Below are 14,383 nucleotides of genomic sequence, written 5' to 3'. Positions count from 1 at the left end.
CGCTGGTCTTGTCGGTCTTCCCTCCTAAACCGCTAACCCACACCCCACCTGATGCGGGTCGACATAGCCACGGCGGCGTTTGACGCGCTCGAGGCGTCGATAGGCGCGGTGAGCGTCGTCCGGCCGGTCATAGGTCTCGACCTTGACCTGGCCGCTCGTGCCGATCCGGCCCCAGTTGCGGATGAGGGAGACGCCGCCGAAGAGGGTCGGCTGGATCGCGAGCAGGTAGAAGCGGGCCATGTTGCGTTCAGGATCGACGCGGCGCAATTCGGTGGAGCAGATGTGATGATCGGTCATGGCAGGACTGTCGCGAAATCGATTCGCGACGTCCAACGACTTTGTTGAATCGGTCCGGGTCGACCGATTCATTTTAGTTATGAATGGCTTGACGGCGGAGGTGCGAGGCGTGCCGCCGTCCGGTCGGGTGTGCGACGGCAGGCTCGACGACGGCATTCCGTCACACGATCGGGGGAGGGGAGCTCCATCCCTCCCACCCCTTCGTGCGAGGTGGGGGCGCAAACACGCTCTCTGAAGAACCGTCAGCAGTCGACCGGACGAGCGAGATCAAACGCCGGGCGAGCGCCCCTGAGCTGGGAGAACTGTGCATCCTGCATGTCGGAGAAGAACGCTACGTGGCCCGTTAGTTGTAGTCCTTGCCGACGGGGTCTGCGCGTTCGTCGGAAAAGAAGCGGGAGGCGGCTTCGGTACGGTTCTTGACCTTCATCTTCTTGTAGATGCTGCGGATATGCGCCTTCACCGTGTTCTCGGAGAGGTGAAGCAGGTCGGCGATCGTCTTGTTCTGCGTCCCCTGGCAGATGAGATTGAGGATCTGCACCTCGCGCGTCGTCAGCACGGAAATCCGGTGATCATGAACGGTCACCTGCCCAACGCTCTCGATGAGGCTGCCCGTCCGGGCCGTCCCGACAAGAGGTGGTCCGACGTCGTGGAGCCGTTGCAGCAGGGCCGCCGGGAAATGTTCGCCGCCCTTCGCCAGCAGGTCGATGGCCGCGAGGAAGACGTCGAGCCGAAGGCTGAGCGGCAGGATGCCGTCGATCGCACCGGTTGCGACGAGGTGCTTCAGGTATTCGTCATGGACATTGCCTCCGTCGAGCACAATCGCGATCGAAACCTCGGGCGCTTCCTTGCAGGCGTCCTCGACGATCTCGTGAATATCGGTCTCGGCGAGGTCGTAGAGGAGAAGCAGCCTGACAGTCTCCCATTCCTTGCGCGTGATCTCGCCGGCGCTGCGATAGACGGTGATCTCCGTCTCGGGAAAATGTTTCGACAGAACCTCGGCGAGGCATTCTGACAGGAGATCCTGCTTGGCCACCATGACGAACAGATTGGGCGGGGAGCTGCGCTGTGTTCGGCGTGCAGCATCGTGTAGGGCAGATTCGGTCATTAACATACAAGGCTCCCGTCCGTTTTCGACGCAATACAGTGATATTCCCGGGAGAGCCCGCGATTGCCCCAGGTCCTCATCTGACGGATGATATTGTGCCAAATATGTTAGCTCTTTGTGGCGCGAAAGAAAATAACCAGTTCGGGTTAGGGTTGCGAAAAGAAATCGCACTTTCGTGTGAAGGCAATGCATCGATATACTGCAATTATTCTACTCAACCGCCAATTTTCCATAATTGACGCAATGCACTCTTGTCGGGTGATCCTTCCCTTCCTCCTGTTTTTGCGGATCTTTTGCGGTCGGTAAGAGAAGAGGGGTTGGTCGCATCGCCGCCGGACAGCGGGGACTAATCCCATTTCGCGGCTAGGAACGTCGCCGCTTTTGATGTTCAGTTCTGTTCCGCACTGAGGCTCGGCGGGATCTGGAATGACGATCCACTCGGTTTCGCAGGTCTCATGCGAATTGCACGAAAGAAAGAGCGACTGATCCGGAAGCGACTATTCGCTTCCGGAAATGGAGAATATTGCCTCTTTCGAGGTTTCTATTCTCGAATGACTTGCATGACTTGTGACGGAGCAGATGAACACGTGAAGCGTACATCTGTGGATTTCAACAGCATGGAGCAGGCGAGAAAAGATCCCAGTCGAGATGAGAGGGATTTCGAGGCTGCTCCTCTTTTTTGGGAGAGTTAGAAATGTCTTACGACCCGAAGGGTTCCGATACCGAAAACAATGTTGGCGCATTGGCCGACGGCTTTGCCAACAGCGCCATCAACTCCACGGAAGTCGATGACGGCTCCACCGGCTATGTCGGCGGCGTCGCCAATGGCGACAACCGCAACAACACCGACAACTCGACTGACGTCGATGTCGATGCGAAGGTCGATATTGCGGCGAACAACGGCGACAATCGCGACAACGAGTACGACTGGAGCTACGACAGCAAGTCCTACTCCAACACCGAGACCGACACCGACATCAAGATGATCTCGGACAACGACACCAAGACGGTGACCGACACCGACATCAAGACGGACTACGACTGGAGCTATGACAGCAAGTCCTACTCCAACACCGAAACGGACACCGACATCAAGACGGTGACCGATACCGACATCAAGACCGTCACGGAAACGGCCACCGACAGCTACAACAGCACCGACACCGACTTTGCCGTCCTGGACGACGTCAAGGACAACGGCAATCTCGGCATCGCGGGCGGCGACCTGACCTTCAACCTCGGTGACGACTTCTCGTTCACCCTCAACGTCGACAACATCCTCAACGACTCGCTGAACGGCCAAGGCAACGACGCCGGCTTCAGCGCAGTACAGGCGAACCACCTGGCCGACCAGGACAGCGCCTGGAACGTTCGGATGGACAATGGCGGTGCCATGAACCAGCTCTCCTCCAACGGCGGCATCGCCGACAGTGCGGAGGGCGTGGAACTCGACGGCAAGTGCTGGGATCTCAAGGCAGGCGACGACGTTGCCGGCAACAGCACGGCGGACGCCTCGGCGATCCTCGCCAACTCGGGCTTCCACTTCGAGTTCGTCCAGGGTGCGAACCTGCTCGGCAACACGATCGACAGCAGCATCATCGGCGGCGACTCGCATGTCAGCGACGTCGGCGAAGATACCGGCGCCTGATCTCCAAATCCCCCAACCAAGAAAAGCTGCACCGGCCGCGGCCGGTGCAGTTCGGCGGTTAGACACCGAAACGAGAGGAACGGGCCGGAAAGCCGGCACTCCTTCGGGCGGAAGATCAACGGGAGGCGGCAATGCACACCGAAAGGATTTCCGACATCATCGCGCACTTCATCGGCTATTTCGATGCGGCCGTCGAGGATGCACGCATGCGCATCGCCTATACCGAAGGCCAGGTCGCGCCGGGTTCGAACGACGACGCGCCCGACCTTGCCGCACTCGACCCCGACTTCGCGTCGAAACTTCTGCTGAAGGACTACGACCCCGGCGTCCGCCATGTGCTTTCCGACGAGGATCTCGCCGGTGGCGGGCGGCATGTTCCCTTCGGCACCGATCTGCAATTCGCCATCAAGAGCCTTCCAAGCACGGACGCAGGAGATATGCCGTCGCACCATCTGCCTTGGGACGTGCCGGCACCGGATGCGCCACAGGTTCTGCCGATTTTCATCGGTCCGGGTTCGGCAATCTCGCACGTCACCCAGGTCAATCTCCTGCAGGACGACGATTATTTCGACATGACGGGCACGGGAGCCCCTCCGCTCGACATGCGCTTCGTGGTCGAGCGTGTCACGGCTTATGCGAACGAGGCGGAGGCCTATACCCCGTTCTCCGGCTATGAGCGGACGGACAGCTACGAGGGCTTGCAGGCGATCGCCGACGACGCGCACACGCTGAAGGAACATCTCATCGAAAGCGGGACCACCTCGCTCGGTATCGGCAATGCGGTGGACTTCGTGGCCGCAGGCGATGCGATCGAGGGTACCGTCGTCAACGGCGCGGTCGTCGAAGAGGTCCCCGTTCTCGATGATTTCCTGCCGGACCGCGGTATCGCCGCGCCGCCGAAAGAGCCTGTTTCGGAAGGCGACAGCGCTACGCAGACCGGCGGCCCCGAGGACAGCCTCGAAGTCGGCGCCGGCGCCAACATGGTCGCCAACATCGCCGGGGTTACGACAACCGGGATCATTGCGCCGGTGAGCGCCGTAATGGGCGACTATCACCAGGTCGACATGATCACGCAGGCCTATGTCTACAGCGACAGGGACAGTGGTCCCGAAGGACCGCTCGGCAAGAGTGCGGCCGAAGATGCCGGCACGCTCGCCTTCAACATCGCGACATTCGGCCGCTCGAGCCTGGTTGATCCCGCCGCGGATACGGCGAGCGACGAGAGCTCGGGCGATCCGGTCTTTCCGACCCAGTGGCGGGTGAGCGTCGTCGAAGGCGATGTCTGCTTTGTGCAGTGGATCGAGCAATACAACTTCGTCACCGACAACGACCAGATGGTGGTGACGACGACCGGCTGCGAAACGACCATCCTGACGGGCGGCAACTCCGCGATCAATTTCGCCGGGCTTCTCGGCCTCGGCATGCAGTACGACCTGGTGATCGTCGGTGGCGATGTCCTCGACATGAACATCATCAGCCAGCTCTCCGTGCTCTACGACAACGATTGGGTGGTCGGCAGCGGCAGTGGCGGCGCGGACGTCCGGTCGGGCGACAACCTGCTCTGGAACGAGGCGACCATCCACAATGTCGGCGCCAACGACCGCTTCGAGACCATGCCGGACTACATCCCGGAGACGATCCAGGCGATCGAGGAACGTGACCCCGCGATGCCGAAAGACCTCGCCCACGACGCCAATTTCGAGGGCTATGAAGGTCTCAACGTTCTCTACATCACCGGCAATCTCTTCGACGTGACGTTCATCAAGCAGGTCAACGTGGTCGGCGATGCAGACCACGTCGATGCCGTCGCGAAGGAAGTGCTTGAAGGAAGCGAGGACGCGACGGTGACCATCGACACCGGAGGCAACGCGGTCGTCAACGTCGCCGAGATCATCGACTACGACAGCTTCGGCGACACGACCTATCTCGGCGGCAATCTCTATTCCGACGCCGTCCTGATCCAGGGCGGGATCATCGAGGACGACGATACCAAGCCGCAGCCGGTCCAGAACGGGCTTGCCAACGAGGTGATCGCCTTCCTCGACGACGATGCCGGCGGAGACGGCGGAGCGGTGGACGGCGTGATCAATGCGGGACACGACCTTTCCTGGTCGCACGCGAGCCCCGTCGACGTGATGCAGACGGCGGTCGCGTGAGTGCAAGGGCAGGGGGAGCAAATGAACCACATATCGAAGAACACCTTGGCCGGGAGCAGGCTGATCGCGCCGGGCATCCCCCGGGACATCACCGCCGCCCATGAAGAAAATGCACTCACCGACGCCTGTATTTCGGCGATCGAGGAGGCGGTCGAAACGCTGAGAACGCTGGCAGACGGTACGGCCGTGCCGGCCCGGCAAGCGACTGCCGTCTCAGGGCGGGGTGGACCGGCGTCAGGCGTTGCCGGTCGCCCCGCCGACCCTGAAAGCGAAGGTTCTGCCCCGGCGGAGGCGAATGTCACGGCGGCTCGCCTGCCGGGAGTGACGCCGCCGGGAGAAGAGCAGGAGTCCGAACCGCAGGGCGACGAGCAGGTCGTCCGGGGCCGGATGCCGGACTCAGATCCGGGCGACGTCGAGGGGAAAGCCATAGAGGACAAGGTCGGCCAGGAGCCGGACATCCGGTTCGGCAAGACGATCGATGCCGACAGCGGGCCGATCCGCAGTGAAGACCGTCGCCCGGCCACCGGGCGCGGCGGCGACGGCAAGGTGCCCGATACCGGAGGGGGCGGAGGCGGCGGGGGTGGCGACGGCCACAAGGGGTTCCACAAGCGCAGCGGCCCGGCAAACTTCGCCGCGAGCCTGGCGCGCGCCATCACCGTCATCCGCCGCAACATGGCGATCGTGATGGTCTTCACCGTCGCGATCAACGTGCTGCTGCTCGCGATCCCGCTCTATCTGTTCCAGATTTCCGACCGGGTGCTCACCAGCCGCTCGATGGACACGCTCATCATGCTCACGATCGCGGTCATCGGGGCGGTGCTCCTTCAGGCCTTTCTCGACACCATTCGCCGTTTCATCCTGATGCGGACGGCAGTCGAGCTCGAGGTGCAACTCGGCTCCCCGATCCTCAGCGCCGCCGCGCGCGCCTCGCTGCACGGCACCGGCAAGGACTACCAGACGCTCCAGGACCTGCAGCAATTGCGATCCTTCCTGACCTCGGGCACGCTGATCGCCTTTCTCGACGCACCGCTGATGCCGCTCTTCGTCGTGGTCGTCTATCTCGTCCACCCGCATCTCGGCATGATCATCTTGGCCTGCTGCGCGGTGCTCTTCGTGATCGCCTACCTCAACCAGAAATTCACGGCCCGCCACTTCGCGGAGGCAAACGGCTATCTCGGCCGCGCCAATTTCCACCTCGATTCGATGTCGCGCAATTCGCAGATCATCAATGCGCTCGCGATGATCCCGGAGGCGGTGAGAATGTGGGGGCAGGAAACCGCGGGCTCCTTGAAATCCCACGTCGCCGCGCAGGACCGGAACATCGTCTTCGCCGGGCTTTCCAAGGCCTGCCGCATGATGACGCAGATCACTCTCCTCGGCTGGGGTGCGCATTTGTCGCTCTCCGGTGAACTGACCGGCGGTATGGTGATCGCCGCCTCCATCATTTCCGGGCGTGCGCTCGCGCCGATCGAAGGGGCGATCGAGGGCTGGAACCAGTTCAACAAGTCGGCCGCCGCCTATGGCCGCATCAAGCAGCTGCTCGTCAGCTCGCCGCTCAATTTCCCGCGGCTGCGGCTGCCGAACCCCGAGGGTCGCCTCGACGTCGAGCGCGTGCTTTTCGTGCCGCCGCCGCAGAAGAAGGTGATCCTGAACGGCATCTCCTTTTCTCTCAAGAAGGGCGAGGCGCTCGCCATCATCGGCAATTCCGGTTCCGGCAAGACGACGCTCGGCAAGATGCTCGTCGGCTCGATCCTGCCGACCTCGGGCAATGTGCGGCTCGACCTCATGGATCTCCGCAACTGGGACCAGCGGCAGTTCGGCGAGAGCATCGGCTACCTGCCGCAGGACGTGCAGCTCTTCCCCGGCACGATCAAGGCAAATATCAGCCGCATGCGTGACGACGTCGATGATCGCCAGATCTACGAGGCGGCGGTGCTCGCCGACGTGCACGAGCTGATCGCAACCTTTCCGCAGGGCTACGAGACGGTGGTCGCCGCCGACGGTGCGCCGCTTTCCGGCGGGCAGAAGCAACGCATTGCGCTGGCTCGCGCCTTCTTCGGCAATCCGAAGTTCGTCGTTCTCGACGAGCCGAACTCCAATCTCGACACCCAGGGCGAGGCCGCCCTCGCCAAGGCCCTGCTGCATGCGAAGAAACAGGGGATCACCACCGTCACGATCACGCAGCGCCCGTCGCTCCTTCAGGCCGTCGACAAGATACTGGTGCTGAAGGATGGCACGGTGGCGATGTTCGGCGAGCGTGTCGACGTGCTGAACGCACTGTCGAAGAACAACGGCGGCGATGCCGGACAAAAGACCATCGAGGGCAGGTGAGCCATGACACGCGATATCAAAACCAGGGATGGTTCCGGTCAGGTCGAGTGGTACAGCGAGGTGCCGCGCTCGATCCGCCTTCACACCGTGGTCGGGCTCGGCGTGCTGCTGAGCACCTTCGGCGGCTTCGGGCTCTGGGCGGCGACGGCGCCCCTTGCTTCCGCGATCATCGCGCAAGGCAGTTTCGTCGCCACCGGCAACAATAAGATCATCCAGCATCTCGAAGGCGGCATCATCAAGGAGATGCGGGTCAACGAAGGCGACATCGTCAAGGAAGGGGATGTGCTGCTGACGCTCGATCCGACCGCGGCTCTCGCCAACGAACGCATGGTGAACCTGAAGCGCCTGCGGCTCGAAGCGGTGGTCGCCCGACTGAGGGCCGAGGCGGAAGGTGCCAAGCAGTTCAAGATTCCGAAGATCGTCATGGACGAGGCGAGCGACCCCGACGTCAACACGATCATCCAGAGCCAGAACGTCATCTTCCACAGCAAGCAAGTGAAGCTCGAAGAGCAACTCAACCTCATCGAGAAGAACATCAAGTCGCTGGAATTCCGCTTCACGGGCTATGAGGGGCAGAGGCGGGCTTTCGAGCGGCAGCTCGCCCTGTTGGAGGAAGAGCGCGATTCCAAGGCCAGGCTCGTCAATGTCGGATACATGCGCAAGATGGACCTGCTGGCGATCGAACGCGCGATTGCCGACGCCATGGGCGACATCTCCCGCCTGCAGGGGGAGATGAACGAAAGCGAAGCGCAGATCGCGCGGTTCCGGCAAGAGGCGGTCATCGCGGTCAATGCGAACAAGCAGGCCGCGCTCGACGCGCTCGAAACTGCCGCATCCGATCTCGACAGCATTCGCGAACAGATGCACGAGGTGGCGGGCGTTCTCGAACGCACCGTCATCCGGTCGCCGGTCACAGGTACGGTCGTGCGCTCCTACTACCACACCGCCGGCGGCGTCATCACCACCGGCAAGCCGATCATGGAGATCCTGCCGGCCGGGGTGCCGCTGATCATCGAGGCACAGGTGCTGCGAACCTCGATCGACCAGGTGCGTGAAGGCCAGACCGCGGCCATCCGCCTTTCGGCCCTCAACCGCCGAACGACGCCGGTGCTCGACGGTAAGGTCTTCTACGTTTCAGCGGACTCGATCGACGAAGGCTCGATCGCGGCTCCACGCGACGTCTACATCGTGCGCGTCGCGCTCTCCGAGGCGGAGATGGCGCGTGCGCACGATTTTCATCCCGTTCCAGGCATGCCGGCCGACGTGTTGATCCAGACCTCGGAGAGGACCTTTTTCGAGTACATCACCAAGCCGATCACCGACAGCATGTCACGGGCGTTCAAGGAGCGCTGAGGCCGATGACAGGGAGGGCACCATGGGCAGTATGACCGATGTCCTGCTGAGAGTAGGGCGGCTCAACTATGTCTGGACGAATACCGAGAGCCTGCTGATCTACATCATCGCCCACATGCTGGCGGTGGACAAGGAGACGGCCGTCGTGGTGTTCCTGACGCTCAACACCACCCGTGCCCGCATCGACCTCGTGGAGCGGCTTGCCAAGCGCGCAGCCACGCCACCTGCCGAACGGGAGATCGTCCTCGCTCTGATGGCGCGGCTGAAGAGGGAGGCGAAGGTGCGCAACAAATACAACCACAGCATCTATTCCTTCGATGAGCGCGGCGACATCTCCAGCACCCAGCTGATGCGCCTCGTCGAGACCGACAGCGAGATCCGATACGGCAAGGTCGAGCAGATGGACGCACGGGAACTGCGCCAGCTCGAGCGGTCGATCGCCGAGATCGCCGAGATCAGCAAGGCGCTCTGGACCTTCATCCATGCGAGCCCACGCCTGCGGGGAGAATTGTAAATGGCCGGTGCTCTCTGCCCCCGACGTCGTATCCCGCCTCCACCGCGCCTTGCCCGGCGTCTAGTCCCTTCGAACCTTTGTTCCTCCGATCCTTGTAACGCGTCACGGGAAGGATGAAGTGCCATGCTGATCGACGTCATAGATACGCCACAGGCCTTCGAGGCCGTTCGCCCGCAATGGGAAGGGGTTTTCGAGGCCGATCCCCATGCCCAGCATTTCATCTCCTGGGTCTGGCTCAACCGTTATCTCGGACGTCGCCGCCGCTGGTTCATCCTGGCGCTCCGGGAAGGCGTCGACGCCCCCTATGTCGCCTTCTTTCCGCTTCGCCTGCAGACGCGCCGCGACAAGGACGGGTTCTTCTACGATGAGATCATCATGGCGGGCAATTATGCCGCCGACTATACCGGCTTCATCGCCGAACCGGCCTTCGAGGACCGGGCGGTCGCGGGCTTTGCGGCCTATCTGAAGGGGCAGAACTGGACGGAGATCAAGTTCGACTATTTCGGCGGCCCGCCTTCCCGCCGGATCGCCCTGATCAAGGCGCTGCAGGGACCGGAGGTGATGTTCCGCGACAGCAAACGCTCGAGCCCGCACAACATCGACAACTGCATCTGCCCGGTCATCACTCTGCCCGAGACATGGGAAACCTACCTCGAACAGCACATGAGTGCGCAGAGCCGGCAAAAGCTGCGGCGCTTCCTGCGCAAGGTGGAAGACGATCCGGCCTATCGCATCACCTGGGCGACCCCTGAGACGATCGACCGCGATCTCGACATCCTCTTCGATTTCTGGCGCATCCGCTGGCAGCCCCAGAAGGGTGCCGAGATGACGGAGCGATTGATCAGGGCCTCGCGCGAAATGCTGATGGACTGTTTCGCCGACGGCAATCTCGACGTCCCGGTGCTCTGGCACGAGGATCGCCCGCTCGGCGCACTCGCAAACATCATCGACCGGCAGAAGAAGACCGTGCTCTTCTACATCACGGGTCGGGACGAAGAGTGGAAGCTGCCATCGCCGGGCCTTGTGCTCCATGGCACCTGTATCCGTCGGGCGATCGGTGAGGGTTTCCGTTTCTACGATTTCCTGCGCGGCAACGAGCCCTACAAGTACATGTTCGGCGTCGAGGAACGACCGATCAGTTGCACGCTCTTTCGCACCCGAGACGGCCGCAATCTCGGCGGCGTGCTCAACCCGCGCAGCATCCGCCATGTCTACGAAATGTCGCTCGATCATTATCACACGGGAAAGAAGGCCGATGCGGAGATCGGCTTCCGGCAGATCCTGCAATCGGCGCCGGCCCATCGCGGAGCGGAGTTCGGGCTCGCCAACCTGATGTTCGAGAAGGGTGACCTCGCGGCGGCGGAGGCGTCCTACCGCTCCCTCGTGCCACGGCTTGCCGATCCGGCGCCGGTGCTCGTGCGCCTCGGCGACGTGCTGCTCGCAACGGGGCGCAACGGCGAAGCGGCCGAAGCCTTCCACGACATCTGCCGGACGGCGCCGGGTCATCGCGAGGCGCGGTACAAATGGGGCGTCGCGCTCGTCGCCGAGAAGCGCTTCAACGACGCAGCGGCCGTGCTCGAACCCCTCGTCGCCCTGCCATCGGCAGAAGACAGCGGTCGGCGCTATGCCGAGAAGGCCCGTGCCCTCATCCTGCGGATCGCACCGGCACTGACGCCAACGGCGCCGCGGGTGTTCAAGGCGGCAACGCCGGCCTTCCTCAGCCCCGAGGTGTTTTCGCAGTCGCCGGTTCCGCTTCCCGTCTGAGCGCCGCTCGCCGCCTCTCGTTCAGTTGTCGAGGATCGCCGGCAGGCGCAGGCCCTTTTCCCGCGCGCAGTCGAGCGCGATCTCGTAACCGGCATCGGCGTGGCGCATGACCCCGGTCGCCGGATCGTTCCACAGCACACGGCCGATGCGTCGGTCGGCGTCCTCGGTCCCGTCGCAGCAGATCACCATGCCGGAATGCTGGGAAAAGCCCATGCCGACGCCGCCGCCGTGATGCAGCGAGACCCAGGTGGCGCCCGAGGCGGTGTTGAGCAGCGCATTGAGGAGCGGCCAGTCCGATACCGCGTCGGAACCGTCCTTCATCGCTTCCGTCTCGCGGTTCGGTGACGCGACGGAGCCGGAATCGAGGTGGTCGCGGCCGATGACGATCGGCGCCTTCAATTCCCCGGTTCTCACCATCTCGTTGAAGGCGAGGCCGAGCTTGTGGCGATCGCCGAGACCCACCCAGCAGATGCGCGCCGGCAGGCCCTGGAAGGCGATGCGCTCTCGCGCCATGTCGAGCCAGTTGTGCAGGTGTGCGTTGTCCGGCAGCAGTTCCTTGACCTTGGCATCGGTCCGGTAGATGTCCTCCGGATCCCCGGAAAGGGCCGCCCAGCGGAACGGACCGATGCCCCGGCAAAAGAGCGGGCGGATATAGGCCGGCACGAAGCCGGGGAAGGCGAAGGCGTTTTCCAGGCCCTCTTCCTGCGCCACCTGTCGGATGTTGTTGCCGTAGTCGAGCGTCGGAACGCCCATGTTCCAGAAGTCGACCATGGCCTCGACATGTACCCGCATCGAGGCGCGCGCGGCCCTCTCGACCGCCTTCGGATCGCTCTCCTGCTTGGTACGCCATTCCGCGACCGTCCAGCCGATCGGCAGATAGCCGTGCAGCGGATCATGGGCGGAGGTCTGGTCGGTGACGATGTCCGGTTTCACGCCGCGCCGCACGAGCTCGGCGAAGATCTCCGCGGCATTGCCGATGAGGCCGACCGACTTCGCTTCGCCGGCATGGGTCCATTCCTCGATCATCGCGAGCGCCTCGTCGAGCGTATAGGCCTTGGCGTCGAGGTAGCGGGTGCGCAGGCGGAAGTCGACGCGGGTCTCGTCGCACTCGACGGCGAGGCAACAGGCGCCGGCCATCACGGCGGCGAGAGGCTGTGCCCCACCCATGCCGCCGAGTCCGCCGGTCAGGATCCACTTGCCCTTGAGGTTGCCGCCATAGTGCTGACGGCCGGCTTCGGCGAAGGTCTCGTAGGTGCCCTGCACGATGCCCTGCGTGCCGATATAGATCCACGAGCCGGCGGTCATCTGGCCGTACATGGCGAGCCCCTTGCGGTCGAGCTCGTTGAAGTGATCCCAGGTGGCCCAGTGCGGCACGAGGTTCGAATTGGCGATCAGCACACGCGGCGCGTCCTTGTGGGTGCGGAACACGCCGACCGGCTTGCCCGACTGGACGAGCAGCGTCTCGTCCTCTTCGAGCGTCTTCAAGGTGGCGACGATGCGATCGAAATCGTCCCAGGTGCGTGCCGCCCGGCCGATGCCGCCGTAGACGACCAGTTCGTGCGGCCGCTCGGCGACGTCCGGGTCGAGATTGTTCATCAGCATCCGGAGCGGCGCTTCGGTCATCCAGCTCCGGGCGTTGAGTTCGGGACCGCGCGGCGCACGGACTTCGCGAATGTTGTGACGCGGGTTGGTCATGAAGACGTCCTGTTCTGTTGTTTAAAACCGCACATAGTTGCTGGGCAATGCCTGCTGTTTTTGAGTTTGAAGCCACACGAAGCTATAGAGGCCGGCGAACAGACCGACGAAAAACAACGCGGTTGAAACGCCGCTGTAGACCTGACTTAGAGGATGTGGCGGAAAGCAATCGTACCCGCAGCGCAACGCCGAAGCGATGGAGCCGGTCATGCAACTCGCATAGATTAGGAGGCCGGAGATCAGTAACGCTGCCCGCGGAAGGACTTGGCGAGAAGAAGAAACATGGCTTCTGACCATCTTGAAAACAGCCTTCGACAGCAGCAGAAGAGCCGGGGCGAGCCATACAACTGCACTGAACGCTATTTTCCAACGCTGAGCGTCTGAATCGACGTAGCATTTCGTGCATCCATCGCGGGAGACCGCATCTATCAAAACGGCAAAGGTATTGGCCGCGAAAAAAGCTAGATAGTAAATTGTGTAAGCAGCAACAGCGATAGTTTTCACGGGATCCTCACGATAGCGGAAGTTGCAGTGCGACTTCCTCTACATCCGTCAGGATTTTTTTCAAATATGCGCGCAGCCGCTCGGCCTTCTCTTCGTCATAGGCAAACGGCGGTGCCTCGGAGGCGAGATGAGTGATCTGCGCGAGTTCCATCTGGATCGCGTGCACGCCCGTCTCCGGCCGGCCGTAATGGCGGGTCGTCCAGCCGCCCTTGAAGCGGCCGTTGACGACATGGGTGTAGCTCTCGGCGCTGGCGGAGATGTCTGCCGCGGCGGCCTGTATGCGTGGATCGCAGGTCCGGCCCATATCGGTACCGATGTTGAAATCCGGAAGCCTGCCCTCGAAGAGGAAGGGGATATGCGAGCGGATCGAATGGCAGTCGTAGACCACCGCAATGCCGTGAAGCGCCTGCACCCGTTTGATCTCGGCGGCGAGCGCGGCGTGATAGGGAGCGTGGAAGGCGGCGAGCCTCTGCGCAACATCCGCCTCGGTCGGGGCCTCGCCGTCCCTCCAGATCGGATTGCCGTCGAAATCCGTCTCGGGCACGAGGCCGGTGGTGTTCTGACCGGGATAGAGGCTCACCCCTTCAGGATCGCGGTTGGCGTCGATCACATAGCGGTGGAAAGTCGCCCGCACCGTCGTCGCGTCCGGCAAGAGGTCGGCGTAAAGCTCATGGATGTGCCAGTCGGTATCGGCGAGCAGCTTTCCGTTATCGTTCAGGCGTGCCCGGATGTCCGGCGGCACATCGGTGCCCGTATGGGGCAAGGCGAGAATGACGGGCGAATTGCCGCGGGTGAGTTTGAAGACGGAGGTCATTGGAGGGTTCTCCCCCGGCGTCCACGATCACCCCCCTCTGCCCTGCCGGGCATCTCCCCCACAAGGGGGGAGATTGGATGGGGCGCCGTCCGGTATTTCTCGCCACCTTGGAGCAAGGAGATCGCTTGGACATAGCCGCGGTCGCGCGTCTCAGCGAGTGATTGCGTGGCCTGCCACTTGCCGATCTCCCCCCTTGAGGGGG

11 protein-coding genes are annotated in these 14,383 nt (G+C 62.8%); 6 read left to right on the top strand and 5 right to left on the bottom strand.

Going from position 1 to position 14,383, the window contains the following annotated elements:
• Positions 1-24: 24 nt before the first annotated feature.
• Both DFR48_RS18450 and DFR48_RS18445 read right to left on the bottom strand, forming a co-directional pair.
• Positions 25-297, bottom strand: coding sequence for a WGR domain-containing protein (locus DFR48_RS18450; protein WP_245415655.1), 273 nt, complete (start codon positions 295-297; stop codon positions 25-27).
• A gap of 343 nt (positions 298-640) precedes the next feature.
• Positions 641-1,408: a response regulator transcription factor gene (locus DFR48_RS18445; RefSeq protein ID WP_425359268.1), complete on the bottom strand. Its 768-nt coding sequence runs from the start codon at positions 1,406-1,408 to the stop codon at positions 641-643.
• A gap of 688 nt (positions 1,409-2,096) precedes the next feature.
• On the opposite strand from DFR48_RS18445, the gene DFR48_RS18440 reads away from it, so the two are divergent.
• From DFR48_RS18440 to DFR48_RS18415, 6 genes are all read left to right on the top strand, one after another.
• Positions 2,097-3,050, top strand: a complete 954-nt coding sequence (locus DFR48_RS18440; RefSeq protein ID WP_114364681.1) for a fibrinogen-binding protein — start codon at positions 2,097-2,099, stop codon at positions 3,048-3,050.
• Positions 3,051-3,181: 131 nt separating this feature from the next.
• The gene (locus DFR48_RS18435) at positions 3,182-5,206 is read left to right on the top strand and encodes a hypothetical protein (RefSeq protein ID WP_114364680.1); all 2,025 of its coding nucleotides are present in this window, start codon (positions 3,182-3,184) and stop codon (positions 5,204-5,206) included.
• Positions 5,207-5,227: 21 nt separating this feature from the next.
• Entirely contained in the window at positions 5,228-7,537 is a 2,310-nt protein-coding gene (locus DFR48_RS18430; protein WP_114364679.1) for a type I secretion system permease/ATPase, read from the top strand.
• 3 nt (positions 7,538-7,540) lie between these two features.
• Positions 7,541-8,890, top strand: coding sequence for an HlyD family type I secretion periplasmic adaptor subunit (locus DFR48_RS18425; protein WP_114364678.1), 1,350 nt, complete (start codon positions 7,541-7,543; stop codon positions 8,888-8,890).
• A 22-nt stretch (positions 8,891-8,912) separates the two neighbouring features.
• The gene (locus DFR48_RS18420) at positions 8,913-9,404 is read left to right on the top strand and encodes a hypothetical protein (protein ID WP_114364677.1); all 492 of its coding nucleotides are present in this window, start codon (positions 8,913-8,915) and stop codon (positions 9,402-9,404) included.
• A 123-nt stretch (positions 9,405-9,527) separates the two neighbouring features.
• Positions 9,528-11,168 (top strand): GNAT family N-acetyltransferase, encoded by a 1,641-nt coding sequence (locus DFR48_RS18415; protein ID WP_114364676.1) that lies wholly within the window; start codon positions 9,528-9,530, stop codon positions 11,166-11,168.
• 21 nt (positions 11,169-11,189) lie between these two features.
• Here DFR48_RS18415 and hutU read toward each other — a convergent pair whose 3' ends face one another.
• Genes hutU through hutG form a run of 3 tightly spaced genes read right to left on the bottom strand, consistent with a single transcriptional unit; the run spans position 11,190 to position 14,181 of the window.
• Positions 11,190-12,863 (bottom strand): urocanate hydratase, encoded by a 1,674-nt coding sequence (hutU, locus tag DFR48_RS18410; protein WP_114364675.1) that lies wholly within the window; start codon positions 12,861-12,863, stop codon positions 11,190-11,192.
• Between the two features lie 21 nt (positions 12,864-12,884).
• Positions 12,885-13,367 (bottom strand): hypothetical protein, encoded by a 483-nt coding sequence (locus DFR48_RS18405; RefSeq protein WP_114364674.1) that lies wholly within the window; start codon positions 13,365-13,367, stop codon positions 12,885-12,887.
• A gap of 7 nt (positions 13,368-13,374) precedes the next feature.
• Complete coding sequence (gene hutG, locus DFR48_RS18400; protein ID WP_114364673.1) at positions 13,375-14,181, bottom strand: N-formylglutamate deformylase; 807 nt, start codon at positions 14,179-14,181, stop codon at positions 13,375-13,377.
• Positions 14,182-14,383 lie beyond the last annotated feature (202 nt).

This window comes from Ciceribacter lividus (genome assembly GCF_003337715.1).
Lineage (GTDB): Bacteria > Pseudomonadota > Alphaproteobacteria > Rhizobiales > Rhizobiaceae > Allorhizobium > Allorhizobium lividum.
The sequence above is the reverse complement of the archived record's forward strand: the minus strand, read 5'-3'. Positions and strand labels throughout refer to the sequence as shown.